We start from the raw sequence: 25,548 nt of genomic DNA on the forward strand, positions 1-25,548 counted from the left end.
AAGGTTGCTGCGTATCGACGCGAATCTGCCGCGTGCGGAGCGCCGCTTCCTGGGGGACTTCGACCAACCTCTCGTCGAAGCCTATGTGGGCGTGAGGAAACCGGAGAGCGGCCTGCGCTTCGCCGATGTGCTCGTCATCGAAAAGGGCGCGCTCGCGGGCACACCGCCTCGCGTGGAGACGTTCAGCTTCAAGAGCCGCGACCTCTCGCTGTTGGGGGAAGAAGCTTTGACGGCGCAGATGGTGGCGGATGCAAGCGAGGCCCTGGGGTATTACGGCGTGACGCTGGACATCCGCCGGCCCTCTCTTCAACCCCTTCTCCGAGAGGGCAGCAAGGTGCCAGTCCACAGGGTCCGCCTCATCTACGAGGGCGGCGTGCTCAAGCCCAAGGATCTAGCCAACGTGCAGGCAGCCGTGGAAGAAGTTCGCCAAAAGGTTCCGGGAGTGGAGGTGCTGTTCCAATGAAGGTGCTGGAGCTTCACGAGCTGAGTCCCGAGGACAGCCTCCGGCTCGATTTCGAAGGTGCCTTCAACCAGCAGGCGGCACTTGAACGCGAGCTGGAGCCCGTCCTTCAATCGCTCGAGGAATACGCGGGCGGGTGGATGCCGGACGTCGTTGAAGGCAAGCGGCGACGCAAGTACGCCCGCGCCGCCATCTGGAAGTCCTTGGAGGAGAAGCGCAGCGAAAAGAGCACCTCCATCGTGCTCCAGCGCACGAAGTGGCCCGCGATGTATATGCGGCTCCGAGTCTATTTCCCGCCGCTCCCTCCCGAATTACGCCTCTCACTCCAGGTGCAACCCCTCTCCTTGTTCGCGGAGGTGGAGCGCTGCCGCCAATTCGTGGAGATGGTGCGCGCCTGGGCCTCTCGCTACCCGGTCTCCCACGCTTCGGCCCACAGCCTCGCGGACCGGGGATTGGCGAACTCGCCTCTCTTCGGCCGCGACATGGAGACCTCCATTCGAGACGGATTCGACAAAATCTACGAGGTCTTCTGGCTCAACGTCTTCGGCCCCAAGCTGGTGGAAGCCGTCGGCCGTGAGCGCATGCTGTCCACTCCGGCCTGGCGGGTAGAAGCGTTGCCCAACGGCTCCGTCCTCCTGGTGCTCTCGCCCACCGCCGCGGACTTCGCCAGTGACGAGGCCCGTCTCGCCCAGGCCCGCGCCCACGCCCACCTCCGGCCGGACCTCGACTTCTCCACCCTGCTGCGCACCCTGCGCGAGCGCAGCGCCACGCTCGCTCCCGTCGAGCCCCGTTTCCACCCGGACGTGGCTCCACTCCTCTCACGCGTGGTGGACGACTGCGCCATCCACGAGCGCCAGCGCCGGATCTCCGAGCTCAACGTGTACCAGCCGCCCGAGCCCGAGGAGTGGCTCCCCCTCGGCGCCGCCCTCCCCTCCGACGTGAGAAACCTGGAGCGGGCTCGCGAATATTACGCGTACCTCGCCGAGCACCTCGTGGCCCTGCTGCACTCGAAGGTGCCCTCCGTCTTCGACGAGACGCCCCAGTCCCTCACCGATGTGGACTACCAGTTCTGGCACGAGGACTTCCCCACCGTCTTCGAACGCCACAACATCGACACACATGCGGTGCCCGCCATCGGCGCCTACCTGGGCCAGGTGCTGGTGCGACACCTCGGCGGCCAGTGGATTCCGCGCCAGAAGCTCGAGGAGACGCAGGTCCTCGTGGGCCACCGCGTCTGGTTGCCCTTTGTCCGGGCCTGGCGCTACATGCGCTCGCGCCAGTCCCTCCTCGACGCCTCTCTCACCCAGCTCTACCGCGTCGCCGAGCGCCACCGCGCCTGACTGTCTCTTCACGGCTGGTGGGCCGTCCCCACCTTCTCGCCCCGCAGGAAGCGCTCCACGGCATGGAGCACCCCGCGGTCGGACATGAGCGCCACGTGCTCGGCGGCGCTGTCCACGCGCTGATAGGGAACAGGCAGCACCGGCACCGCGCGCGCCGACAGCACCGAGCCATCCCCATCCGCTCGCGCCGGGTGCCCCACGTCCAGCTTCCCGTCCACCATCCGCATTCCGCTCACCGTGGGCCGCCCCGTGCCCACCACCACCAGTGTCTCGAACGGCGCCGCCTCCAGCCCCGGCCTCGGCGCGAGCGCCTCGTGCAGCTCCCGGTGCGCGTCCAGCATGCGCACGAGCTGCGCCCGGTAGGCCTCGTCCTCGCGCAGCGTGGCGTCCGCGAAGGGTCCCCAGCCCTGCTTCAACCAGACGGCCGGATCAAAGGCATCCAGCTCGACGGGCCTGCCCTCGGCATCCACGAAGAAGTCGCTGCGCGTGGACAGCAATTGGAAGGCGGAGGCGAAGGTGAACAGGGCCTCGGGCGCGAGCAGGGCCCGGTTGCGCAACGTCTCGGTGCCCACCAGCAGGTCATCGAAGATGCCCGGGCCACCGGTGAACGGCGTGCCGATGAGGACCACGCGCTTCACGTGCCCGGCCCCGGCCCACGGCCGCTCGCCGGCCCGCGCGCCCCCGTGCAGCAGGCAGTGCATCGTCACCAGCCCGCCCATGCTGTGGGCCACGATGTTCACCTTCCGCTTCCCTCCTCCTTCCGCCACGAGCTGCTCGATGCGCGCGCACAACGCCCCGGCGCTCTCCCGGATGTCCCGCCGCCAGTCATAGGAGAACGGGACGAAGCCCGGCAGGTGCTCCCTGCCGAACTCCATGAACGAGCGGTACGCATCCACCGACACGAAGAACGCCGAGAGTTCCGTCATCGGACCGTCCGGCCGCAGGGGCCCATAGCCCGGCACGGGGCGCTGGCCGGGAAAGGGCAACGCGAGCGTGCGCTCTCCCCGCGAGAGCGCCTGTCCCACCGTGAGCCAGGCCCGCTCGGACTCGGGGCCCTCGGTGGCGAGGAAGCTGCCCCGGTAGCCGGGAACGAGGATCGTGACTTCCTCCCCGGTGGGCGGAGGCACCGTGACGCGGGCGACGGTACATCCGGCGAGCAACACACCCAGCAACAGGAGGAGCGAGCGGTGGAGTGTCTTCATGGCGCGCAGCTTCCGGGGGAAGGTCCCCGCTCGCAAGACTCCCGCCTCCTCGCCCGGTGCACGGACACACGAGCCCCCCTCCTCCCGCTACGGACCGCTGACGCCGGGAAGCACCGTTCGCACCTTCGGGCAAAGGAGATTCCAGATGGCGGACGACCCCGTGGAGAAGATGCACCAGCGCGAGCGTGAACAAGAGCGGGAGCGGTTGCGCGCGCTGGAGGCGAAGGATCTCGAGGTGGAGTCGAAGCGGGGCCCGCGCCCGCTCGAGGGTTTCGCCGGAGGCCACACCACATGGGCGAGCAAGCAGGACGATGAAGCCGCCGCGGAGGTGCATGCCCACGACGCGGAGGACTCCTGGGCCGAGAGCCAGGAGCAGGTGGCGCGGCTCTCCCCCGGAAACGGAGAGCCCGCGCGCAAGGACGAAGAACCCCCGAAGTAATCGTCCCCTAAGCCCCCCGGGGTGAGGGTATCGAAGGCCCCGGGTTCCCACCCGGGTCCAGGGCCGGCTCAGGGCACCGTCACCCAGGACTCACGCGGCCGCTGGGGCGGAGTGGGGTGCGTCGGCCCCTCGGACTCCGCCACCGCCCGGGCGCGCCTGCGGGTGTGCTTCAACCCCTCGCCCACCCACTCGTAGGCGCGGTGGAGGAAGTCGGAGACGGCGGTGAGGGCGAAGATGGACGCCACCAGCCGCGTCTCGCGCGGGCGCACCGCGTGGGCACAGACGAGCGCCCCGGCCACCCACGGCCCCAGGCAGAAGGTGCACGACACCAGGTCTCCGATGGCCCGGCGCAGGCCGTGGCCCCGGGAGGACTCACTCACCTCGGCGGCGGCACGCTTTCCCTCGTAGCGGACGAAGGGCGCCCGCAGGGGACTGGTCACGAAGTCCCGGGCCAGGATGCGCGACATCTTGTGGGTGGCCACGCCCAGCAGCAACGCATCGCGCAGCGTCAGCCGGGCCGGCAACCTCCGCCCATGGCGCCAGCCGAGAAAGCCCGCCAGCGAGGTGCCATACACCCCCATCAGGAGCCCATAGGAGCCGAGCGGCATCTCCTCGTCCCGGTAGCCGGCGAAGAAGCGTCTCTCCTGCAAGGGCGCGAGCATGAAGGTCTCCCGGGGGTCCATGGCCAGGCACTGTCCCCGGGAACAAGGCTGCGCATCCCGCTCCCACCGCCCAAGCGGAAGGGCGGCCTGGCGGGCAGCGGTCCGCCGTCCTGGCAGGTGAAGAACGCCCCGTCTGAATTTTTGGGGAAATCGAAACTTGCCGTCTTGGCTGAATTCTCAAGAAATGAGATAGCCGCTGGGCAAGCCCTTCGCAACTGGAGGCGAGCCCATGCTCACCCGCCCGCTGGCCCTCATCCGTCCCCTGCTGCTGCTGATCCTGCTGCCCACCCTGGCCTGGTCGCAGGGCCTGCGCTTCACCACGCTGGACATCGGCCAGGGAGACGCGGCGGTGCTCATCGCACCGGGAGGCTGCGTGGCGCTGTTCGACGGCGGCCCCACCGGCTCGGGGGCCACCATCAAGGCCTACCTGAAGTCGCTGGGGGTGACGAACATCGACATGGCCTTCGTCTCGCACATGCATGCCGACCATATGGGCGGCATCGACGAGGTGGACGTGGGCACGGACGCCGTCTCCATCGACGCGGTGTACGACCACGGCGGCACGTACAACTCCACGGCGTATGACGACTACGCCAGCCACTTCAGCGGCCGGCGCAACACGGTGCGCCGGGGGCAGAGCTTCTCACTGTGTGGCCAGGTGACGCTCACCGTCGTCGCGGCCAACGGCAACGGCATCTCCAGCACGGACGAGAACACCAAATCGGTGACGGTGAAGATCACCTACGGCGCCTTCGACGCGCTGGTGGGCGGAGACCTCACCAGCACCCCGGACATCGAGTCCACCATCATCAACGACGTGGAGAAGCTCGAGCTCTACAAGGTGCACCACCACGGCTCGCGCACCTCGTCCGGCAACGTGCTCCTGGATGCGGCCAACCCCACCGTGTCCTTCATCTCCGTGGGCAAGGACAACACCTACGGCCACCCGACCCAGGAGTGCCTGGACCGGCTGACGGCGCACAACTCGGCCATCTGGCTCACCGAGGACCCCGCGGCCAACAAGCTGCTGGGCCACATCCAGCTCAGCTCCTCGACGGGTGACACCTTCGTGGTGACGCAGGGCACCCGGAGCGTCTCCTACGCCTCGAAGGGCGGCACGACGGGTCCGGACACCACGCCGCCCTCCGTGCCTGGCGCGCTGGTGGCCAGCGCCATCTCCTCCACGGAGATCGACCTGTCGTGGAATGCCTCCACCGACAACGTGGGGGTGACGGGCTACCGGGTGTACCGCAACATCAATGGTGGCACCTACGCGCTGGCGGGGACGTCCACCAGCACCGGCTTCGCGGACCTGGGCCTCACGGCCGGCGTCACCTACGGGTACCGGGTGGCGGCCGTGGACGCGGCGGGCAACGAGTCCTCGCCGGCCAGCGCCTCCACGCGCACGCCCGCGCCGGGCCTCACCGTCACCAGCCCCAACGGAGGCGAGAGCTGGGCCGGCGGCAGCGCGAGGGCCATCACCTGGACGGCCCAGGACATCTCCAACGTGAAGCTCGAGTACACGCTCAACAACGGCGGCACGTGGCAGGTCATCGCCAGCAGCGTGGCCGCGTCCACCGGCAGCTACACCTGGACGGTGCCCAACTCGGCCAGCACGGCGGCGCGGGTGCGCGCGACGGATGCCTTCGGCCCGGCCTCGGACATGAGCGACGGCACCTTCACCCTCACCGCAGCCGCCACGCCGGCCAGGGTCATCCTCAACGAGATGCTCGCCAACGAGCCCGGCAGCAGCACCGACGGCGAGTTCGTGGAGCTGGTGAACGTGGGCGGCACGGCCATCGACATCAGTGGATGGACGATCGCGGACGCCACCTCGGTGCGGCACACCTTCGCCTCGGGGACGGTGCTCGGCGCGGGCAAGGCCATCGTGGTGTTCGGCGGGGCGAGCGGAATTCCCTCGGGCACGCCCAACGCGGTGGTGGCCTCCAGCGGCACGCTCAGCCTGAACAACAGCAGCGACACGGTGACGGTGAAGACCTCCTCCGCCAGGAACGCGGCGACGATCGACGCGTACAGCTACACGAGCACCCTGGCCAGCCAGGACGGTGTGTCGATGAACCGCAGCCCCGACGCGAGCGCCACGGGCGGCTTCGTGCTCCACACGAGCCTGTCGTCACGCAGCGCGTCGCCGGGCCTGCGCGTGAGCGGCAGCGCGTTCTGAAAGAGGAGCGCGTCCGGCACGGGTTCGCCTACCCCACACCCACCAACCGGTACCCACCCCGTCCCGCACCGGACACCCACTCATCGTCCCGTGCCGGGCACGCATCTGGAACCTAGGTACACTCTCCCCGGGGACCACCCCCCCAACCTGGCGCCCGGCCGGGTGACGGATGGGCTACCCGGGGCTCGCTTCCTTGCTCACGGTGGAGAGGACGGGGACAGGCACCCTCACCCCGTCCCTCTCCCGGGGGGCGAGGGGTTCTTGGGGGAAATGGGGGAGGACGGGGCGACGGGCTCAAATCTGGATGCCGGCGATGAGGCCCGGCCACGTCCGCACCAGGACGCGGCCCGAGTCGTAGACATGTCCCAGCTTGAAGCGGTCCACGCCCTGCACCGCCTCGTCCTCGAAGGACACCAGCGTGTTGGCCGTCAGCCCGCCGAAGAGGGCGAAGTGCTTCACCGGCTGCCAGCCCGCCACCACCCGCAACTGCCCCAGCAGGTGCGCGGTGGGCTCGATGAACCCGCCCGTGTGCAGCGAGTGGGCCAGCACGTCCACGTCGACGAAGAAGGGCCCGGCCGGGATGTGGCCGCCCACGCCCAGGCCCGCCGACCAGAGGCGCTGCCGGCCATCGCCGCCCGGTCGCAGGCCCACCGTGAAGAGCGTGTGCATGGTCCGGCCCCCCAGCTTCAACGCCACGTGCGTCATGGTCATCTCGCTGCCCCACGCCTGCACGTGCTGCTGCCCGTTGCCCACGAAGCTCAGCAGGCCGATGGAGCTGTCCGCCTCGCTCGCCACGTTGATGAGGCCGAGCTGCAGGCCCTTCACCCGCCGGCCCACGTTGAGCAGGCCCACCTGCGCGCCACTCACGTCACCGCCCACGTTGAGCAGGGAGAACTGGCCGCCGCGCAGCGTGCCCGCGATGTTGAGGCCCGAGGCGAACTGCACGCCCGTCAACTCCTGCGCGATGTTGAGCCCCGCCGCCGCCTGCAGGCCCCAGGACTTCCCCGCCGCCACGTTGAGGCCCACGGCGAACTGCGCCCCCACCATCTCCCCGTTCGCCACGTTCACGCCCGCCGCCGTCTGCCAGCCATGCAGCGAGTGGCCCGCCACGTTGAGGCCCATCGCCATCTGCGTGCCCTGCACCTGCCCGGCGTAGTTGGCCCCCATCGCCCACTCCACCCCGCGCATCTCCCGGTCCACCCAGTTGCCCACCATCGCCATGGCCAGCCCGTCCACCCGGCCCGCGTGCGTGGCGAACACCCCCAGCGAGATGTTGTTCACCACATGACCACTCTGGAAGCCATTGGTGCTGATGCCGGGCAGCAGCGAGAGGCTGAACGGAACGTGGACGGACGCGGCCTGCGGCTGCGGCTCGGGAGCCGGCTGCTCCGCGCCCGCCGGAAACGCCACCATCGCCGCCATCACTCCCGCACACACCGAGACCTGGAGCCTCATCGTCTGATCCTTTTTGGAAATGGGGACCTATTGGCGACTGAAACACCGGGGCCTCGCCCAACTGTCACCTGCTACCTTCACCCCCATGCTGACGCGCACCATTCCCAAGAGCGGTGAGAAGCTGCCCGTCATCGGGCTCGGTACCTGGCAGACGTTCGACGTGGGGCCCTCCCCCGGGGAGCGCAAGGCCCAGAAGGAGGTGCTCAAACGGTTCCTCGCGGCCGGCGCCCGCGTCATCGACTCCTCGCCCATGTACGGCCGCGCCGAGCAGGTGGTGGGAGACCTGTTGCGCGAGCTGGGCCAGGAGCGCACCCCCTTCCTCGCCACCAAGGTGTGGACCTCGGGCAAGGAGGCCGGCGTGGCGCAGATGCGCGACTCGCTGCGCAAGATGCGGCCCGGACAGATGGACTTGATGCAGGTGCACAACCTCGTGGACTGGCGCACCCACCTGCCCACCCTGCGCGAGTGGAAGGCCGCCGGGCGCATCCGCTACCTCGGCGTCACCCACTACCAGCGCGGGGCCTTCGACGAGCTGGAGAAGCTCCTCCGCGAGGAGTCCCTGGACTTCGTGCAGCTCCCCTACTCCATCGCCCGGCGCGACGCCGAGGAGCGGCTGCTGCCCGCCGCCGCCGAGCACGGCACCGCCGTCCTGGTGATGCAGCCCTTCGAGAGCGGAGAAGCTCTTCCGCAAGGTGAAGGGCAAGTCCCTGCCGCCCTGGGCCGCCGACTTCGACTGCAAGAGCTGGGCGGCGTTCTTCCTCAAGTTCCTGCTCGGCCACCCCGCCGTGACGTGCCCCATTCCGGCCACGAGCAAACCCAACCACCTCGAGGACAACCTGCACGCGGGCTCCGGGCGCCTGCCCGACGCGAAGACCCGGGCCCGCATGGTGGAGTACCTCGGCCTGTAGCGAGGCTCAGGTCTCGAACTGGGGCTCGTAGACGAGCTCGCCCGTGAGCGTGAAGACGAGGCCGGTGCCCAGCTCGCCCTCCTCGTCGTCACGGCCCACCTCCAACTGCTGCGTCTCCTCGTCCCACTGGCCCGGGTAGTACTCACCGCCGGCCGCCATCCACGCCCTGTCTTCCGCGACGAGCGTCTCCACCGTCTCGCCCTGGTCGCTGGTGGCCAGGTAGACGCGCCACTCCAGGCCGTCCTCCTTCAGGTGGGACACCACGTCGGCGAGCTCCTCGTCCTTGGGCGTGCCGCCCTCCTGCGCCGGCGTCACCTTCCACTGGCGCTCGTCCGCCTTGGGCTTCTGCGCCAGCCAGCCGCGCACCAGCGCCAGCATGGCCTTCTCGGCCGTCTCCTGCAGGCCCTTCATGCTCGCCGGCAGCCCCACCTCGTCCAGCGCCATCATCGCCGTCTCGAGCTGAATCGCCTTGAGGGCCCACTCGTTCATCGCCGTCTGCAGCATCGCCATCTCCTCGGGCCAGGTGCGGCCCCCCATTCATTCCGGGCCCCCCTATCACGTTCCCTCCCCGGGTGGGGCCGTTCCTCCGCCTCCGACTTCCGTCCCCGTGCCCTGTCCACCCGCGAACGCGAGCACCGGCCCACGGAGCCTGTCCGCGGAGACGCTCGCCAACAAGCCGGGCACTGCGCACCTTTACGGACATCCGCTGCTCGCGGGGCGGAGGGGGAGGGCGGGATGGAAGCTGGCGAGCGACAGGAATGGAGCCTGGGTGCGCCCACGTGGGGCCCCCCCCGGAGCGCGCTGTTCCGCGGGCCGTCCGTGAGCATTCCCCCGGCGGTGCGCAAGCGGGTGGAAGCGCGGGTGATGGCGGTGCTGCGCCCGGCGTTCGCGGTGGTGGGCGTGGCCCTGCTCGTGATCCTCGTGCAGCACGCGGGCGTCGAGGAGTTGGGACGGGTGCTGGCGCGCGCGGCCCCCTGGCTGCCGTGGGTGTTGCTGCTCGAGGTGGCGCGCCTGTCCCTGGAAGCGGTGGCCACGTGGGTGGCGTACGGCAGCCGGGCGCGGGAGGTGCCCTTCCGCTGCATGCTTCGCGCGCAGCTCATCAGCGCGGCGGTGTCGAGCGTGGCGCCCGCGGGACGGGCCGCGGGTGAGGCGGCGAAGGCGGCGCTGCTCAGCCCATACACGGGAGGTGCCACGGCCCTCGCGGCGGCGGCCACGTCGCAAGCGGCCTCGCTGGTGTCCGGCGGCCTCCTCTCCATTCCCTGTGCCTTCGCGGCGTACCTGCTGACGGGGGTGTCGTGGCTGACGCTGGCACTCGGCGCGCACGCGCTGGTGCTGCTGCTCATGGGCCTGGGGATGCACGCGGGCCTGCGTGACGGGGCGCTGCCACCGGCCCGGCCCCTCGTGGCCACCCTCCTTGGCCGGACGCTGCAGGTGGTGCAGTACGGCCTGCTGGCGGTGGCGGTGGGCATCGACACCAGCGCGGCGGAGGCGCTCGTCGCCCAGGGGCTCCACCTGGTGTCCATGGCGGTGGGCGCGCTGGTGCCGGGACAGTTCGGCGTGAGGGATGGGGCCTTCGCGCTCTCGGCCAAGGCCTTCGGCACCACCACGGCCCAGGCCATGTCCATCGCGCTGCTCGCCCACGGCATGCAGGTGCTCTTCGTGCTGCTCGGCTCGCTCACGCCCCTGGTGTGGAAGGTGCATCCCCCTTCTTCATGGGCCCCCCATGCCCGGTAGGGGGTAGACTCGGGCGCCTCGTGACCAGAGCCCTGCTCCTCGGCCTCGTCCTCGTCTGCCTTCCCACCTTCGCGCAGGAGGCACCCTCCGCCGAGCCCCAGGGGCTCGCGGCGGTGCGGGCCCGTGGCGAGCTGCTGTGGGGCGCGGACGCCCAGGGCGGCGCCCCCTACGTCTTCCAGGATCCGATGGATCCCAACCGCCTCATCGGCTTCGAGGTGGACCTGGCGGATGCGCTCGCCGCGAAGCTGGGCGTGCGCGCGCGGCCGGTGCTCGGCCCGTGGGACTCGCTGCTGGAGCTGCTGGCGCGCGGCGACTTCGACGTGGCGCTCAACGGCATCGAGGTGGCCGAGGAGAAGAAGCGTGTCGCTGAGCTGACGCGCCCCTACTACGCCGCCGCCGAGCGGCTCACGGTGCGCCGGGGAGACGCCCGTGCCCCCCACTCGCTCGCCCAGGTGAAGGACCGGCCGGTGGGGACGCTGCCCGGCTCGCTCGCCGAGCGCATCCTCCGCCGCGAGGGCGCGCAGGTGAAGACGTACGAGGGCGGCCAGGATGAAATCTACGCGGACCTGAAGCTGGGCCGCACGGACGCGGTGCTGCTGGACGAGCCCATCACCCGGTACTACGGCGCCATCGTCCCGGAGCTGGAGGTGGTGCCGGGCACCTTCGGCGAGGTGCGCTACGCGGTGGCGGTGCGCAAGGGCGAGGACGCGCTGCGCGAGGCCCTGGACACGGCGCTGGAGGAGCTGGCGCGCGACGGCACGCTGCGGCGCATCTACGAGCGGTGGGGCCTGTGGAACGCCGAGACGGCGGAGCTGCTGGGAGACCCGGACCCGAGCCCCCGGGGCGTGCCGGAGCAGTACGAGGCCTGGCGGGCCGCGGTGGGCCGGGTGCCGCCCTTCCTCGAGCGCGTGACGGAGCGCTACCCGGCCACGCTGTCGCTGTTCGCCCGCGGAGCGCTGATGACGCTGGGCGTGTCGCTGCTGTCCATGGCGCTGGCGGTGGCCGCGGGCGCGGTGCTCGCGCTCACCCGCGTCTATGGCCCCGCGCCCCTGCGCTGGCTGGCCACGGCCTACATCGAGGTGGTGCGGGGCACGCCGCTGCTCGTTCAGCTCACCCTGGTGTACTTCGGGCTGCCGCAGCTCGGCCTGCGGTTGAATCCCTTCGCCGCGGGCGTGCTGACGCTGGGGCTCAACTACGCGGCGGCCGAGGCGGAGAACTACCGGGCGGGCCTCTCCAGCGTCCCCGCGGGCCAGCACGAGGCGGCGAAGGTGCTCGGCCTGTCGCGCTGGCAGACGCTGCGCCACGTGGTGATGCCCCAGGCCGTGCGCGTCTCCCTGCCGCCGATGACGAATGACTTCATCGCGCTGCTCAAGGACAGCTCCTTGGTGTCGCTGGTGACGCTCACCGAGCTGCACGCGCACCTATCTCAACCTGGCCAACGCCATGAGAGATCACCTGGGCCTGGGGCTGGTGGTGGCCCTCATGTACCTGCTGCTCGGCCTGCCCTTCGCGCACCTGGCGCGCACGGTGGAGGCGCGGCTCGGCCGGCACCTGAAGGAGGTGGCCCGGTGATTCGCGTCGAGGACGTGCGCAAACGCTTCCCCGGTGCGGCCTCGGCCACGCTGGACGGGGTGTCCTTCACGCTGGAGACGGGCCGGCTGGCGGCCATCCTCGGGCCGAGCGGCTCGGGGAAGTCCACGCTGCTGCGCTGCATCGTGGGCCTGGAGCGGCCGGACACGGGCACCATCCACCTGGGAGGACAGGCGGGGCTGGTGTTCCAGTCTTTCGAGCTCTTCCCCCACCTGACGGTGCTGGGCAACTGCACGCTGGCGCAGCGGCTGGTGGCCCGGCGCCCGCGGGCCGAGGCCGAGGCCCGCGCCCGCGGACTGCTGGAGGAGCTGGGACTGGGACACCGGCTGGACGCGTGGCCGGAGCTGCTCTCCGGAGGGCAGCGGCAGCGCGTGGCCATCGCCCGGGCCCTGGCCATGGACCCGGCCGTGCTGCTGTACGACGAGCCGACGAGCGCCCTGGACCCCTCCCTGCGCCGCGAGGTGGTGGAGACGCTGCGCCGGGTGGGCTCGCTGGGCATGACACAGCTCGTCGTGACGCACGATGTGCGGCTCGCTCGCGCCGCCGAGACCGTCCTCGTGCTGGACCACGGCCACCTCGTGGAGCAGGGCCCTCCCACGCAGGTGTTGGACGCGCCGCGGCACGAGGCCACCCGCCGCCTGCTCGTCCAGGCCCATGACTGACCGCGGCAATCCAGTCACCGTCTAAGTCGAAAATTGCCCCAATACTTATCTCCTCGAAAAACTAGAATTATCTTTGAGTTCCAGGCAGCCTCCCACCGCCTTCAAGAAGGCGCGTACTCCCGGAGGTGCTCGCCACGGCCTCCCTCCTCCAGGCCCTGCGCGATGAGCCCGCCTGGAGGGTTCCACCCCTTCCCTGAATGGGAGCAACCCTCATGAACTCGCACTCGCTGTTCCGCGTCCTGGCCACGGCTGGCCTGTCGTTCGCCGTTACCGCCTGCGGTCCCCAGGAGGAGCTGTCTTCCCCCGAGCTGAATCCCGTCTCCGTCGCGTCACGCATCGACGGCACGCGCCTGAGCCCGGACGAGGCGCGCGCCGCGGCCACCGCCTCCGGAGGCGTCACGGATGAGGACGTGGTCCTCGGCATCACCTACGTCCGCCCGCATGGCGTCCGCCCCTCGCTCGTCGCCCAGGAGGTGTACGAGGTGCCCGTGACGACGATCGGCCGCGACGGAGTGCCCGTGCGGGAGCTCGTCTACGTGGACGTGTTCGACGGCACCGTGGTGCTCCGCGTGCCGCTCGACACCGACATCCAGTAGGCCGGTCCTTCCTCTCCCCCATCAGCCGCCCGGCCGGCGCCCGGCTCCCCGCCTGGAGCCGGGGCATTCCCGGGCGGGCGGCCCTCCGGTCGCGGTTGCAACGGCTGCCCCTCGTACTCAATGACGGAGGAGGCCCCACGTCTGGGAGGGGCCCCCAGGAGACGGGATGCGGCAGCGGATCGACGACTACGCCTTGCTGGGTGACTGCCACTCCGCCGCCCTGGTGGGCCGGAATGGGTCCATCGACTGGGCCTGCTTTCCCCGGTTCGACTCGCCCGCGGTGTTCTGCCGCATCCTGGACCTGGGCAAGGGGGGCTCCTTCCGGGTGAGCCCCGAGGGCCCGTGGCAGTCCACCCGCCGCTACCTGGACGACACCAACGTGCTCGTCACCACCTTCACCACGCCTGGCGGGGTGCTGGAGGTGACGGACTGCATGCCGGTGCGCACGGGCCTGTCCCACAGCCCCCGGGTGGGAGCGCGGCACGCGCTGCTGCGGCGGCTGCGCTGCGTGGGCGGCGAGGTGCGGGCGCGCGTGGTGGTGTCGCCGCGCTTCGAGTACGGCGCCTTCGTGCCGCGCATCCGCCTCACCTCGCCCCAGACGGCCGAGCTGGTGGGCGGCGCCGACGCGCTCTGGGTGACGGCCACGCGCCCGCTGACGGCGCACGAGAATGCCCTGCGCTCGCACTGGCACATGCGGGCCGGGGACGAGGTCTGGGTGGAGGCGGCCTGGACTCCCTCGCTCGTCGAGCGCAGCCCCGCGGAGATGCCGGACCTGGCGACGATGCGCCGCCGGCTGGAGCAGACGGTGTCCTTCTGGCGCGAGTGGATTTCCCACTGCGCCTACGAGGGCGAGTACTCCCACGCGGTGCGGCGCTCGGCGCTGGTGCTCAAGGCGCTCACGTACGCGCCCTCGGGTGCCATCGTGGCGGCCCCCACCACGTCCCTGCCCGAGGAGCCGGGCGGCGTGCGCAACTGGGACTACCGCTACACCTGGCTGCGCGACACGACGCTCACGCTCATCTCGCTGATGCTGCTGGGCTACCAGGAGGAGACGCTCGCCTTCGAGCGCTGGCTGGCGCGCACCAGCGCGGGGCGGGCCGAGGACGTTCAAATCATGTACGGCATCCGCGGCCACCGGCTGCTGCCGGAGGTGGAGCTGGCGCACCTGGAGGGCCACCGGGGCTCGCGGCCGGTGCGCTCCGGCAACGGGGCGGTGAAGCAGCTCCAGCTCGACGTCTTCGGGGAGGTGCTGGAGGGCGCGTGGCTCTTCTTGAAGATGGGCCGGCGGGTCTCGCAGCGGAACTGGGACTTCCTGCGCGGGCTGGTGGACAACGTCTGTGAGCGCTGGCGCCAGCCGGACCAGGGACTCTGGGAGGTGCGCGACGCGCCCCGGCACTTCGTGCACTCGAAGCTGCTGTGCTGGGTGGCGCTGGACCGGGCCATCCGCATCGCGCGCTCGCGGCGGCTCCCGGCCCCGGTGGGGCGCTGGGTGCGCGAGCGCGCGGCGGTGCGCGAGTACCTGATGAAGGAGGGCACGCGCCTCGGGTGGTTCCCCCAGTCGGTGGGCTCGGAGCTGGCGGATGCCTCGGTGCTGCAGTTGCCGGCGATGGGCTTCCTCCCCTCGGCCCACCCGCTGGTGAGCCGCACGGTGGAGACGGTGCGCCGGCGGCTGGAGAACGGCGGGCTCCTCCACCGCTACCACGCGCCGGACGGACTGAGCGGCGGCGAGAGCTCCTTCCTGCTGTGCTCCTTCTGGCTGCATGACGTGCTGGTGCACTCGGGCCGGACGGAGGAGGCGGAGGAGCTGTTGCGCTACCTGTTGAGCCTGTCCAACGACGTGGGCCTCTACGCCGAGGAGGCGGTGCCGGGCACGGGCGAGGCGATGGGCAACTTCCCGCAGGCCTTCACGCACATGGCGCTGGTGGCCTCGTGCGCGCAGCTCTCCGCGGGCCGGAGCTTCCAGCTTCCGAGGGCGGGCGCATACGACTACGCGGACTTCGCCCTCACGTACCACCTCGGCCGGCGCTCCATGTTCATGTCCCACTTCTCGTGGGAAGTGGTGCAGTGAGCGCCCGCGCTCAGTACCCGAGGCTCGGGTCGTACCGGGGCGCCATCAGCGAGGCCACCACCAGCTCCGTCACGTCCTTGCCGCCATGCAGGTTCGTGGAGAGGCACAGGGGCGTGTAGATGAAGCCCCAGGGAATCCCCCACCAGCCCAGACACAGCGACAGCAGCGTGTAGCCGAGACTCAAGCCGAACGTGCCCTGCCCGGCCCGGACGAAGTAGACGTCCGACGAGCGCCGCATGGTCGTGACGAGGAAGGAGACGCAGTACTCGAACACGACGAACCGTCCACCGCGTCGCAGCTCTTCCTGCACTTGCGCTGTGGACAGGCCCTCCATACCCAGGATGCCAGCCATACAGCCCCCCTGTCCGGAATTGCGGCCATGCCGCGAAGAACAGAAAGACAGCCTACCTGGGGCATGCCCGCCTGCACAGCGACGCGGAGAGAGGGAGAAGCGCGACCACACGAGAAGAAAGAGGGATTTGGCAGGCCACGTATTCCAGTACTGGAACGCTCTCACGCGTGAAGATTGCCACTCTCGGAGTCTGGTAATTCACGGGTGTTGAAATCTTCGGCTGTCTTCTCGCGGCTGTTGCCTGGGAAGCAACGGGGGGATTCACGTACGCATCGTGCGCGTCAGAGGCAACCTGTCCGCCGGGCTCCCCTGGCGTGAGGCCGGGAGAGCGGCATCCGCGTTCCTGTCAGGCCCTCCTGCCCTGCTTACCGTGAGCACTCGGGAGGCAGGAATGGCCACGAAGAAGACGGACAAGAAGGACCCTGTCGTTCACCTGGGCGAGCTCATCCACGGCATCAAGGTCGCGATGATGACGACGGTGGAGGCGGACGGAACGCTGCGCAGCCGCCCCATGTGGACGCATGACCGGGACTTCGACGGGGAGCTGTGGTTCTTCACGCGCGAGCACTCGCCCAAGGTGGACGAGGTGGAGCGGGACAACCACGTGAGCCTCTCGTACGCGGACACGGCCAAGGACCGTTACGTGTCGGTGAGCGGCGTGGCCCGGCTGGTGCTCGACAAGGAGAAGGCGCGCGAGCTGTGGAATCCCATGCTGAAGGCCTGGTTCCCCCAGGGGGTGGATGACCCCGAGCTCGCGCTCCTGTGCGTCACGGTGAACAAGGCCGAGTTCTGGGACTCCTCCAACAAGCGCATGGTGCAGCTCGTGGGCTTCGTGAAGGGCGTGCTCACCGGCGAGCCGTACCGCCCCGGAGAGAACGAGAAGGTGAATCTCGACGAGTCCGGCGCCGCGATGCACTGAGCGCCTTCAGGCCGGTCCGTGAAGACGCGCAATTTCCCCTCTCCCGCCGGGAGAGGGACGGGGTGAGGGTATCGGGTGAACCCGGGTTGAACCCCCTGTCCCCACTTCGGGCCGCGGGTTGAAGAACGGACCCGGGCACCCTCACCCTGACCCTCTCCCGAGGGGAGAGGGGACATCACCCCACGAGGGGACATCAGCACCGGTCAGCCGCACTCCATGACGAGCTTGCCCTGCACGCGGCCCTCCTCCAGCAACCGGTGCGCCTCGCGGGCGGTGGCCGCGGAGAGTGGGCCGACGGTGCTGACCGCGGGTGGCCGCAGCGCGCCCTCCTCGACGAACCAGGAAAGCGTCTCGAGCTGCTCGCGATAGACCTTCCACGTCTCGCGCGGCGCGTACCGGGCCCGCGCTCCCAGTTGGATGAAGTGGAACTCCAGCGAGCGGAGGATGAGCGGGCTGCGCGTCTCGTCCCAGAGATTGAAGGAGGAGTCCGCCGGCTCCTCGACGATGGACACCACCCGCCCATCCACCGCCGCCACGGCGAAGCACAGCTCCTTCATGGCGCCCCCGACGAAGTCCAGGGCCACCGGCACCAGCCGCCCTCCGTTCATCGCCAGCACGTCCGCGAGCAGTTGCTCCGGCGTCCGCCCGCGATAGCGCACGACACGGCCCGGCTCCACGCCGAGGTGCTTCACCAGGTACTCGGCGCTCGCATCACTCCCGGCCGTGGTGAGAATGGGACTGGCTCCGAAGTGGCGCAGCAGTTGGATCGCCATGGACCCCACGCCTCCCGCACCTCCCGCCACGAAGACGGCCTCGCCTTTGCGCACCCGGGCCCGCGTGACGCACTGCCAGGCGGTGAGCGCCACCACGGGCAGCGCGGCTGCCTCGGCGAAACCCAGCCGCCCGGGCTTGGGCACCACCAGCACCGCCGGCACGCACGTGTACTCCGCGTGTGAGCCATTGCTGCCCTGTCCTCCCCGGTAGCAGAGCACCTCGTCCCCCACCGCCAGCCCCGTCACGCCCTCGCCCAGCGCATCCACCACGCCCGACAGATCCCTCCCCAGCACCTGCGGCAACTGGCCTCCGAAGCCTCCCCGCCGGAAGAGGACGTCCACCGGATTGAAGGAGGCCGCCCGGATGCGCACCCGGACCTCGCCCGGGCCCGGCACCGGCAGGGGCCAGTCCTCCTCCACCAACTGCTCGACTCCGCCGAAGGCCCGCTGGGTGATGACACGCATGAGGTGACGGAACGTACCGGTGCGTCATGGCCGCTTCCAGTGCCACGGCGAGCAGCCCGGCCCGGCATGAGGGTATGCTCCGCGCCCCATGCCTTCCCCTTTCACCGAGCACTTCCCCGCCTTGCGGTCGGGTTTCAGCTACCTCGACAACGCCGCGGGGGCCCAGGTGCCCTCCCACACCATCGACGCCATCTCCCAGTTCCTCACTCAGGGGAGTTGCAACGTCGGCCAGCCCTACCCGGCCTCCCTGCGCGCCACCGAGGTGAAGGCCCAGGCGCGCGCCGCCACCGCCGAGTTCCTCAACTGCTCCCCCGAGGAGGTCATGCTCGGCACCAGCGCCACCGCGCTCACCTTCCAGCTCTCGCGCGCCTTCGCCCGCCTCTTCCAGCCCGGTGATGAGATCGTCATCTCGGAGCCTCGAGCACGAGTCCAACGCCAGCCCCTGGCGCTGGCTGGAGGCCCAGGGCGCCGTGGTGAAGGTGTGGAAGGCCCGCTGGCCCGAGGGACGCCTGGAGCCGGCGGATCTCCGCCCGCTGCTCACCGCGCGCACCCGGCTCGTCGCGGTGACGGCCGCCGCCAACTCGGTGGGCACCGCGCCGGACGTCACCGCCGCCGCCACGCTCGCCCATTCCGTGGGCGCCTGGCTCATCGTCGACGCGGTGCACTCCAGCCCGCACCAGTTGCCCGACGTGCGGGGCTGGGGCGCGGACTTCGCCGTCTTCTCGCCCTACAAGGTCTTCGGCCCCCACATGGGCTGCCTGTACGTGCGCCACGAGCTGCTGCCCCGGCTGCCCGCGGACAAGCTGTGGTTCGTCCCCGAGGACAGCCCCCAGAAGTTCGAGCCCGGTACCGCCAACCACGAGGGCCTCGCGGGCTGGCTGGGGACGTTGCGCTACGTGCGCGAGGTGCTCGGCGGCGGGCAGCCCGGGCGCGTGGGACTGGAGCAGGCCTTCCGCCGCATCGAGTCCCTGGAGCGTCCGCTGCTCGAGTCCACGCTGGAGCGGCTGCGCGCCCACAAGCGCGTGCGCCTGTACGGCATCCCCGAGCCCAAGGGCCGCGTGGCCACCTTCTGCTTCAACGTGCCGGGAGTCCCGCCGCGCGCCGTGGCCGAGCACCTCGCCCGGCAGGGCATGGGCGTCGCCGCGGGCCACTACTACGCCACCCTCTCCATGCAGGCGCTGGGCCTCATGCCCGAGGGCGCGGTGCGCGTCTCGCTGCTGCACTACAACACGCTCGCCGAGGTGGACCGGCTCCTCGCCGGCCTGGACTCGCTGCCCTGAGCGCCATTCCCAACAACGGAGGACACGGATGCGGACGGAGGAGCTGCGGTACCTGAGGCAGTCCATCGACCTGGCACGCAAGGCCCGTGACGGGGGGAACCATCCCTTCGGCGCGGTGCTGGTGGACGGGAGCGGGCGTGTCCTCCTGGAGGGAGAGAACACCGTGGTGACGGAGCGGGACTGCACCGGCCACGCGGAGTCCAACCTCATGCGCGAGGCCACCCGGCGCTACTCCGCCGAGCAGCTCGCCGGCAGCACCCTCTACGCCAGCACCGAGCCCTGTGCCATGTGCGCGGGCGCCATCTTCTGGGGCGGCGTGCGGCGGGTCGTCTTCGCGTTCTCCTCCGAGGAGCTGGGCCAGCTCAACAGGCCGACCGAGCCCACCCTCCGGCTGTCCTGCCGCGAGGTCTTCGCCCGCGGCTCCGCGCCTACCGAGGTGGTGGGCCCGGTGGAGCTGCCGGAGGCCCGTGCGGTGCACGAGGGTTTCTGGTCGTAGCCTCACGCCGGGGGAGCGGCGCGAACCCCAGCCGGAAAGCCCAGGCGGGCAGGGCCGTCGCCGCGAAGCCCGCGCCCGCTCCGTACAGCAGCTCATCCAGCGGAACCCCGAGGAACCTGCCGTGCAGCAGCAGGCTCGGGCGCCACGTGCGCTCGAAGACGCCGGGCACCAGCAGCTCGAAGAGCAGGCACAGCCCCAGGTAGATGACGCACGAGACGGCGGCGCCCAGCAGGCTCGGGAGCACCAGGTCCGGGCGGACGCCCAGCACGCCCACGGTGCACACCACCATCGCCGCCACCGCCGCATAGAGGATGGGCACGCCCACCCCGAGCAACAGCCCCGTCAGCGCCAGCATGACGGCAATGCCTCCCAGGGCCCGCCGCCAGGGCCGCGCGCCGCTGCCCCGGGGCACCACCGTCCGGCGGAACGCCACCGCGTAGGCACAGGAGGAGAAGGCGCCGAGTCCGGCGACGAACAGCACGTCCTCCAGGCCGAAGCCGATCCGATCCGCCAGGCCGAACAGGAAGCGCGGCGTCCAATACTCCGGGTAGAACAGCCACTCGGTCGCCGCGAACGGGAGCGCGGCCAGCACCGCCCTCCGCATCAGCCAGCGCAGATCCTCGCGCACGAGCCAGATGAGCGCCCCCGGCACCAGGAACAGCAGCGCCATCACCAGGAACTCATACGTCATGGCGTGCTCAGGCCCGCACGAGGCCGAGGAGGGGGAGTGAAACGATCGCCAGGGTGGCGGTGATGGCGGCGGCGACCCGGAGTTGGATGCGCCAGGAGCCGGGCGGCGCGGGACGCACCAGCGGCACCGCGAGCGTGGCCACCGCCGGCACCAGCAGCCCCAGGCCCGCGCTCAGGCCCAGGACGCCCAGGCCCCACGGCGCGAGCGCCAGGGTGAGGCCGTTGAGCGCCACGATGACCCAGGCGGCGCGCTCGCCGCCCACCCGCGCCGGCAACGTGAGCTTGCCGCTCTCCCGGTCCGAGGGCTCGTCGGGGAGCGCGGTGGCGACGGCACAGGCGAGGTGGGTGGGCAGCAGCAGCGCGACGAGCGCCCAGGGAAAGCGCCCCGGGTCCCCGCCCTGCGCCACGTACCCGTAGAGCGGCAGCACTCCGGCGACGCCCACCATCTGCAACAGCTCCCCACCGCCCCGGTAGGAGAGCCGGAGCGGCGGATAGCTGTAGGCCCACAGCAGCCCCAGCGCCGCCACCGCCAGCGGCACGAGCAGCGGCGCGCCCCGGACCAGAGCCAGCCCCAGGGACAGGGCCAGCAACGCGCCCGCGCACAGGGCGGCGGCGAGTCCGAGCGCACGGGGCGAGAGCCGGCCCTCGACCAGCACGCGGGAGCCGCCGGAGAAGAGCGTGGCCGTCCGGTTGCGCCGGTCCGTCTCCTGGTCCGCCCAGTCATTGGCGTAGACGATGAAGAGCTGATCCAACACCCCGAAGAGCTGCACGGCCACCAGCGTCCCCACGTCGAGCGCCCCGCCCCGCATGTGCACGGCGACGCATTGTCCGAGCAGCAGGGGGAGCGCGAGGTACGACTGCGAGGGCAACCGCGACGCCTGGAGCCAGGCCCGGAGCGTCCCTCCGCCGTCCTTCACGAGGCGGCCTCCCGCGACAGCCCGAGGCGCCGGGCGGCCTCGGTCCGCAGGTCGGTGAAGGGCAGGTCCCAGCGGCAATCCCCATCGAAGCGCCAGGCCTTCACGGGGATGAAGTCCGCCTGGGCCAGCACCTGGTGCAGGTGCGCCTCCTCGCGAGGCTCCCGGCAGAAGGCGAAGGGGTTGCGGAACTCCTGGCCCTGGAGCTTCCCGTACTTGGGATCGTTCTCGGCGATGAGCTCGACGAGCGTCCGCAGCCGGCCCTCGAGGTAGTCGAAGAACGCCAGATCGAAGGGCCCGATGGTGGCGCGCTTCTCCGGCTGGCGCACCACCCAGCGGGCCCAGTCGTAGCCGTACAGGAAGTCATGCGCGTAGCGGAAGCGCAGCTCCGACTTGTTGCCGAAACCCCGGCAAAGCGCCGCCACCCGGCGCCCGTAGCCGAGCACCTCCTCGGGCCCTCCGGCGTTCCACATGCGGCAGGCCAGGTAGTCGAGGTCCCAGAAGATGTTCTCCGGAAAGTCCTCCGCGAGGGCCCGCACCACCTCGCCCAGGCCCAGGGCGAAGGCACGTGCCTTGTCCTCTCCGGAGTGCGCCTCCATGAGCCGCGCCGCCAGCTCCGCGGGCAGCAGCGCTCGCGGCCGGCGGGTGTCGAGCGAGGCCGCGTCCCCCAGCAGCGGGGAGAGCCGCTCCAGTCCGGCGAGGATGTCTTCCGGAAGTCCTCTCACTTCCACCCTCCCAGGCCCACGGCGAGCACCCCCGCCGACAGCGCGAACGTTCCCCACCAGATGGCGCGGTGGAGCTTCCCCTTGTATGCCGCTTGCGCACCAAAGGCATTCGTCACCGCGGACGGGCTTCTCCTCACCAGACGCACGCCGAAAGGTAACGCGAGCCCCACGGCCGGCACCACCGCCACGAGCGGCGGTGCGTCCTCGGCCAGACAGGACGCCGCGAGCCAGAGGAGCAGGCCCACTCCCAGTGACACCTCCGCGCTCCGGCGGACCACCGCGTTGCCCCACCGCGTGGTGAAGGTGCGCTTGCCCCCGGCGCGATCACTCTCCTCGTCGGACAGCCCACTGGCCAGGGCGCTCGACAGGGACAGCGCCAGCAGGCCCGGTGCCAGCGACACCCACCACGCGGGGGCCCACTGGCCGCACTGGGCATAGGCATGCAACGTGGGCAGCACGCCCCCCACGCCCACCATCTCCAGCAGCTCGCCACCGCCCCGGTAGTTGAGCCGCAGGGGGGGCAGCGTATAGGCGGCGAAGATGAGCAGGCCCGACGCGGCGAGCGGCGGCAGCCACGGACGCCCCAACGCGACACCGGAGCCCCACGCCAGCAGCAGCGCCACCCCACCCGCTCCGAGCCCCGCGGCGAGCACCGCCCCGGCGGGGAGGATGCCGTCGGGAATCGTCTTCGGCGAGCAGCCCCGGGGGAACATGCGGCGCTTGAGGGTGTCCACGCCCCGGTCTCCCCAGTCGTTGAGCAGCACGATGAAGGAGACGTCGGCCACCATCCACAGCACGCCGAACGCGAGCGCTCCCAGCGACAGGTGACCGGCGGTGGCCGCGCCCACGGCCTGGCCGAACAACGCGGGGACGAGCACCTTCGGCCAGCTCGCCGGCTTGAGGGCGTACCACCACCGTGCCGCGGGACTCATCGACTCGACATGCACCACCTGCTCCTCCGGCCGGTACCTCTAACATGGCCAACCTCCCCAATCAGGTCGGTTGAGCCCTCCCGACCTGGAGCTCAGCGCGTGAGCGCGGTGGCGATGACGTTGAGCACCTTGAGCTGGGAGGGGGAGAGGTTGCGCAACGAGCGCGAGAGCCGCCGGAGATCCGGGGAGCGCTCCTCCCTGGCCGGCAGCGAGTCCACCCAGGCCGTCACCTCCGTGTGACTCAGGCTCAGCAGCGTGTCGGAGGGAATCTTCAGGACGATGCTCAGCCGGCGCAGGGTGGGGACACTGGGCATCATCCCTCCGCGCTCGATGCGGCCGTAGACCCCTGGAGCCAACCCCACCTTCTCGGCCGCCTCCGCCTGGGTGAGCCCCGCGCGCAGCCGGGCGGCCCGCGCCGCAGCCCCGAGGGCGAGAGCCAGCTTGTCATCCATGCGCTGCTGCGACGGGGGAGGAGGGGTGCGTTTCGATGCCATGGTGCGTGACGTCCAAAGAGACGTTGGAGGACATTACCCGAGAGGCCAACCCAAGCCTAGGGACTTGCTCGATGGGTCGTGCAAGCCCCCCCAACCAGGGGCGTCCCCTCTCCCACGCGCGACCGGGGAGCACCCAGGAGGGCAGGCGCCTCCTGCGGAGCCGCGGCTCGCATGCCCACGTTCCCGATTCAGGCAGGGCCCACATTCCTGAAAGGAGATGGACGATGGCCGGAAAGACGAAGACGGGACTCGTGCTGGCGGGACTGCTCGCCGGCGCCCTCGCGCTGGGCACCGGGTGCAAGCGCGCCGAAGCCGAACCCCGCCCGCAAGACATCCTGCAACAGCAGCAGCAGGACGAGGGCGCCACCCATGACGACCTCCAGCGCGACGAGACACTCCCACCGGAGCAGGACACGCTCGACCAGTCCGGCACGGGCGGCGCGGGTGACACGGACGCGCGGCAGCAGGACGAGGGCACCACGGACGAGGGCGTCCTGAATGAGCCCGGCACTGGCGGCTCGGTGGGCCCGGGCAGCACGGACGAGGACATCATGGATGAGCCCGGCACCGGTGGCGCGGGCGGCACCGGGCAGGACGCCGTGCGCGACGAGGACGAGGGCGTCCTCCAGCCGGGCGTCAACGACGAGGGCCTGGACCACAACGAGGGTCAGGCCGACGAAGACACCGTGTCTCCGCCGGGCGCGCGCCCGCAGCCCCAGCAGTAGCCCCCGGACATTTCCCCTCTCCCTCCGGGAGAGGGACGGGGTGAGGGTGTCGGGTGTACCCGGGTGGAACCCGTGCCCACCTGGAGTGCCACGGGTTGAAGAACGGGCTCGGGCACCCTCACCCTGACCCTCTCCCGAGGGGAGCGGGAACAGAGGGCTCACGCCTCCCGGACTCCGCCGGACGCACATCGGAGCCGGGAGGCCGGGTGATGCGCAGGATGAGCTCGCGCCGGTGCCGGGCCATGTCCAGCCGGCGCTCGAGCGCGGTGCGCTCCTGACGGACCTCGCGCGGCTGGGAGAGCGCGCGGGCCGTGAGTGCCACGAGCCGCTCGTGGATGGCCTGCAACTCCTCATCGAGCAACACGGGCTGGATGTGGCGCGCCACCTTGCCGCGGCCGCGCGCGACATAGTGGTTGTTCTCGATCCACACCGGCAACACGGTCACGCGCTCCAGCGACACGGGCGCTCCCGGCTGGGGACGGGAGAGCGAGAAGCGGAGCAACGCGGAGTCGCGCTTGCGGCCATCCGCCTCCATGCGCCGGCCGTGGATGTAGTGCCGGTCCTGGTTGGCGATGAGGTTGCCCAGGGAGAAGGCGATGAGCGTGTCGCGCCCGGAGGTGGTGCGGTAGGTCTCGATGGGCTGCAGCACGTGGGGATGGTGGCCGATGATGGCGAGCGCGCCGGCCTCCAGCAGGTCCCGGGCCAGCTTCCGGTCCTCCGGATTGGGCGTGTGCGAGTACTCGACGCCCCAGTGGATGGCGACGATGAGCGCGTCACAGCGCCGGGCCGCGGCACGCACCAATTCCACGGCCGAGGCGGGAGACTGAAAGCTCCCGGTCACCTTCCCCCGGTAGGGCACGTAGGCGACGTGGGGCGAGGTGTCCGGCTCGGCCGGATTGCGGGCGCCGTTGAGCCACCGGGTGAAGGACAGGAAGCCAATCCGCATCCCGTGCTTCTCGAGGATGAGGGGCTCCCACGCGGCGGCCTCCGAGGGACCCGAACCCACGCCCTGGAGCCGGGCCTCGGCCAGGTGCTTCCACGTGGCCTGGACCCCCGCGCGGCGCTGATCGAAGGCGTGGTTGTTGGCGGTGGAGACGATGTCCACCCCGGCGGCGGCCAACGCGTGCAGCATGGCGGGCGGCGCGTCGAAGAGCAGGGGCGCGGTGCGGGCGAGCGGCTCCCCACTGATGGGCGTCTCCAGGTTCACCATGGCGAGGTCGGCCGAGCGCAGCACGTCGGCGATGGGCCCGAAGACATGGTCCCAGCCCTCGTGGTTGAGCGAGCGGGCGGGGCCGGCATCCCCGGAGTCGGCGCGCGCGTGGTCGGCCGCGGCCTCCTTCACCTCACCATGGGGAATGACATCTCCCCCGAAGACGAGCTCCACGCGCTCGGGGGGAGCGGCATGGAGCAGGGGAACGAGCAGGAGCGCTTGGAGAAGCACGCTCGCATGCTACCCAGGCAATTGGCCCGGAGGACAGGCCCCCC

The 25,548-nt window shown here is 70.9% G+C and carries 25 protein-coding genes and 2 pseudogenes; 15 read left to right on the top strand and 12 right to left on the bottom strand.

All coding sequences use genetic code 11. The features are described 5' to 3' along the window. Nucleotides 1-4 precede the first annotated feature (4 nt). Both ACN28I_RS25740 and ACN28I_RS25745 read left to right on the top strand, forming a co-directional pair. A complete protein-coding gene (locus tag ACN28I_RS25740) occupies nucleotides 5-463 on the top strand; it encodes a hypothetical protein (RefSeq protein ID WP_420944586.1) in 459 nt (152 codons plus the stop codon). Further along, the gene (locus ACN28I_RS25745; RefSeq protein ID WP_420944587.1) at nucleotides 460-1,800 is read left to right on the top strand and encodes a hypothetical protein; all 1,341 of its coding nucleotides are present in this window, start codon (nucleotides 460-462) and stop codon (nucleotides 1,798-1,800) included. Before ACN28I_RS25740 ends, ACN28I_RS25745 begins: the two co-directional genes overlap by 4 nt. A gap of 8 nt (nucleotides 1,801-1,808) precedes the next feature. Here ACN28I_RS25745 and ACN28I_RS25750 read toward each other — a convergent pair whose 3' ends face one another. Beyond that, entirely contained in the window at nucleotides 1,809-3,002 is a 1,194-nt protein-coding gene (locus tag ACN28I_RS25750; RefSeq protein WP_420944588.1) for a lipase family alpha/beta hydrolase, read from the bottom strand. A gap of 145 nt (nucleotides 3,003-3,147) precedes the next feature. Here ACN28I_RS25750 and ACN28I_RS25755 point away from each other — a divergent pair, with 145 nt between their 5' ends. Further along, nucleotides 3,148-3,441 (top strand): hypothetical protein, encoded by a 294-nt coding sequence (locus tag ACN28I_RS25755; RefSeq protein ID WP_420944589.1) that lies wholly within the window; start codon nucleotides 3,148-3,150, stop codon nucleotides 3,439-3,441. A gap of 68 nt (nucleotides 3,442-3,509) precedes the next feature. Here the strand turns inward: ACN28I_RS25755 and ACN28I_RS25760 are convergent, their stop codons facing one another. Next, nucleotides 3,510-4,103, bottom strand: coding sequence for a DUF1360 domain-containing protein (locus tag ACN28I_RS25760; protein WP_420944590.1), 594 nt, complete (start codon nucleotides 4,101-4,103; stop codon nucleotides 3,510-3,512). A gap of 229 nt (nucleotides 4,104-4,332) precedes the next feature. Between ACN28I_RS25760 and ACN28I_RS25765 the strand changes: the two genes are divergently transcribed. Further along, complete coding sequence (locus ACN28I_RS25765; protein ID WP_420944591.1) at nucleotides 4,333-6,285, top strand: lamin tail domain-containing protein; 1,953 nt, start codon at nucleotides 4,333-4,335, stop codon at nucleotides 6,283-6,285. A 294-nt stretch (nucleotides 6,286-6,579) separates the two neighbouring features. On the opposite strand, the gene ACN28I_RS25770 is transcribed toward ACN28I_RS25765, so the two are convergent. Then, a complete protein-coding gene (locus ACN28I_RS25770) occupies nucleotides 6,580-7,740 on the bottom strand; it encodes a hypothetical protein (RefSeq protein WP_420944592.1) in 1,161 nt (386 codons plus the stop codon). An 85-nt stretch (nucleotides 7,741-7,825) separates the two neighbouring features. Here ACN28I_RS25770 and ACN28I_RS25775 point away from each other — a divergent pair. Continuing rightward, a pseudogene (locus ACN28I_RS25775) lies at nucleotides 7,826-8,356 on the top strand (aldo/keto reductase); the annotation flags it as partial. A gap of 76 nt (nucleotides 8,357-8,432) precedes the next feature. Beyond that, nucleotides 8,433-8,648 carry an aldo/keto reductase gene (locus tag ACN28I_RS25780; RefSeq protein WP_420948715.1) on the top strand — a complete coding sequence of 72 codons (216 nt, stop codon included), beginning with the start codon at nucleotides 8,433-8,435 and terminating at the stop codon, nucleotides 8,646-8,648. A 6-nt stretch (nucleotides 8,649-8,654) separates the two neighbouring features. On the opposite strand, the gene ACN28I_RS25785 is transcribed toward ACN28I_RS25780, so the two are convergent. Further along, nucleotides 8,655-9,185, bottom strand: coding sequence for a hypothetical protein (locus ACN28I_RS25785; protein WP_420944593.1), 531 nt, complete (start codon nucleotides 9,183-9,185; stop codon nucleotides 8,655-8,657). Between the two features lie 282 nt (nucleotides 9,186-9,467). Here ACN28I_RS25785 and ACN28I_RS25790 point away from each other — a divergent pair, with 282 nt between their 5' ends. From ACN28I_RS25790 to ACN28I_RS25805, 4 genes are all read left to right on the top strand, one after another. Then, a complete protein-coding gene (locus tag ACN28I_RS25790; protein ID WP_420944594.1) occupies nucleotides 9,468-10,382 on the top strand; it encodes a lysylphosphatidylglycerol synthase domain-containing protein in 915 nt (304 codons plus the stop codon). Between the two features lie 20 nt (nucleotides 10,383-10,402). After that, entirely contained in the window at nucleotides 10,403-12,634 is a 2,232-nt protein-coding gene (locus tag ACN28I_RS25795; protein WP_420944595.1) for an ABC transporter permease subunit, read from the top strand. Nucleotides 12,635-12,846: 212 nt separating this feature from the next. Then, the gene (locus ACN28I_RS25800) at nucleotides 12,847-13,230 is read left to right on the top strand and encodes a hypothetical protein (RefSeq protein ID WP_420944596.1); all 384 of its coding nucleotides are present in this window, start codon (nucleotides 12,847-12,849) and stop codon (nucleotides 13,228-13,230) included. 166 nt (nucleotides 13,231-13,396) lie between these two features. After that, entirely contained in the window at nucleotides 13,397-15,298 is a 1,902-nt protein-coding gene (locus tag ACN28I_RS25805; RefSeq protein WP_420944597.1) for a glycoside hydrolase family 15 protein, read from the top strand. 10 nt (nucleotides 15,299-15,308) lie between these two features. On the opposite strand, the gene ACN28I_RS25810 is transcribed toward ACN28I_RS25805, so the two are convergent. After that, on the bottom strand, nucleotides 15,309-15,650 hold the full coding sequence (locus ACN28I_RS25810; protein WP_420944598.1) for a hypothetical protein: 342 nt from the start codon (nucleotides 15,648-15,650) through the stop codon (nucleotides 15,309-15,311). Between the two features lie 391 nt (nucleotides 15,651-16,041). Between ACN28I_RS25810 and ACN28I_RS25815 the strand changes: the two genes are divergently transcribed. Beyond that, complete coding sequence (locus ACN28I_RS25815; RefSeq protein WP_420944599.1) at nucleotides 16,042-16,569, top strand: pyridoxamine 5'-phosphate oxidase family protein; 528 nt, start codon at nucleotides 16,042-16,044, stop codon at nucleotides 16,567-16,569. 203 nt (nucleotides 16,570-16,772) lie between these two features. On the opposite strand, the gene ACN28I_RS25820 is transcribed toward ACN28I_RS25815, so the two are convergent. Beyond that, nucleotides 16,773-17,807 carry a quinone oxidoreductase family protein gene (locus ACN28I_RS25820; protein WP_420944600.1) on the bottom strand — a complete coding sequence of 345 codons (1,035 nt, stop codon included), beginning with the start codon at nucleotides 17,805-17,807 and terminating at the stop codon, nucleotides 16,773-16,775. A gap of 88 nt (nucleotides 17,808-17,895) precedes the next feature. Between ACN28I_RS25820 and ACN28I_RS25825 the strand changes: the two are divergent. The 3 genes and pseudogenes from ACN28I_RS25825 to ACN28I_RS25835 form a co-directional block, all read left to right on the top strand. Then, nucleotides 17,896-18,162, top strand: a pseudogene (locus ACN28I_RS25825) (aminotransferase class V-fold PLP-dependent enzyme); the annotation flags it as partial. A 40-nt stretch (nucleotides 18,163-18,202) separates the two neighbouring features. Further along, nucleotides 18,203-19,087: an aminotransferase class V-fold PLP-dependent enzyme gene (locus ACN28I_RS25830; protein ID WP_420944601.1), complete on the top strand. Its 885-nt coding sequence runs from the start codon at nucleotides 18,203-18,205 to the stop codon at nucleotides 19,085-19,087. Nucleotides 19,088-19,115: 28 nt separating this feature from the next. Continuing rightward, entirely contained in the window at nucleotides 19,116-19,583 is a 468-nt protein-coding gene (locus ACN28I_RS25835; RefSeq protein WP_420944602.1) for a nucleoside deaminase, read from the top strand. Here ACN28I_RS25835 and ACN28I_RS25840 read toward each other — a convergent pair. The 5 genes from ACN28I_RS25840 to ACN28I_RS25860 all read right to left on the bottom strand — a co-directional run bounded on the left by ACN28I_RS25840 (nucleotide 19,516) and on the right by ACN28I_RS25860 (nucleotide 23,338). Further along, a complete protein-coding gene (locus tag ACN28I_RS25840) occupies nucleotides 19,516-20,274 on the bottom strand; it encodes a lycopene cyclase domain-containing protein (RefSeq protein ID WP_420944603.1) in 759 nt (252 codons plus the stop codon). The two genes, ACN28I_RS25835 and ACN28I_RS25840, sit on opposite strands and share 68 nt — an antisense overlap. 7 nt (nucleotides 20,275-20,281) lie before the next feature. Then, nucleotides 20,282-21,190, bottom strand: coding sequence for a prenyltransferase (locus ACN28I_RS25845; RefSeq protein WP_420944604.1), 909 nt, complete (start codon nucleotides 21,188-21,190; stop codon nucleotides 20,282-20,284). Beyond that, nucleotides 21,187-21,912, bottom strand: coding sequence for a ferrochelatase (locus ACN28I_RS25850; protein WP_420944605.1), 726 nt, complete (start codon nucleotides 21,910-21,912; stop codon nucleotides 21,187-21,189). The genes ACN28I_RS25845 and ACN28I_RS25850 overlap by 4 nt, the downstream gene beginning before the upstream one ends. Beyond that, nucleotides 21,909-22,844 (bottom strand): prenyltransferase, encoded by a 936-nt coding sequence (locus tag ACN28I_RS25855; protein WP_420944606.1) that lies wholly within the window; start codon nucleotides 22,842-22,844, stop codon nucleotides 21,909-21,911. Before ACN28I_RS25855 ends, ACN28I_RS25850 begins: the two co-directional genes overlap by 4 nt. A gap of 92 nt (nucleotides 22,845-22,936) precedes the next feature. Next, complete coding sequence (locus ACN28I_RS25860) at nucleotides 22,937-23,338, bottom strand: helix-turn-helix transcriptional regulator (protein ID WP_420944607.1); 402 nt, start codon at nucleotides 23,336-23,338, stop codon at nucleotides 22,937-22,939. A gap of 224 nt (nucleotides 23,339-23,562) precedes the next feature. Here ACN28I_RS25860 and ACN28I_RS25865 point away from each other — a divergent pair, with 224 nt between their 5' ends. After that, nucleotides 23,563-24,063 carry a hypothetical protein gene (locus tag ACN28I_RS25865; RefSeq protein ID WP_420944608.1) on the top strand — a complete coding sequence of 167 codons (501 nt, stop codon included), beginning with the start codon at nucleotides 23,563-23,565 and terminating at the stop codon, nucleotides 24,061-24,063. Nucleotides 24,064-24,181: 118 nt separating this feature from the next. Here the strand turns inward: ACN28I_RS25865 and ACN28I_RS25870 are convergent, their stop codons facing one another. Then, nucleotides 24,182-25,504, bottom strand: coding sequence for a CapA family protein (locus ACN28I_RS25870; protein WP_420944609.1), 1,323 nt, complete (start codon nucleotides 25,502-25,504; stop codon nucleotides 24,182-24,184). Between the last annotated feature and the right edge of the window lie 44 nt (nucleotides 25,505-25,548).

The organism is Archangium gephyra, assembly GCF_049060025.1.
Taxonomy (GTDB): domain Bacteria; phylum Myxococcota; class Myxococcia; order Myxococcales; family Myxococcaceae; genus Archangium; species Archangium gephyra_A.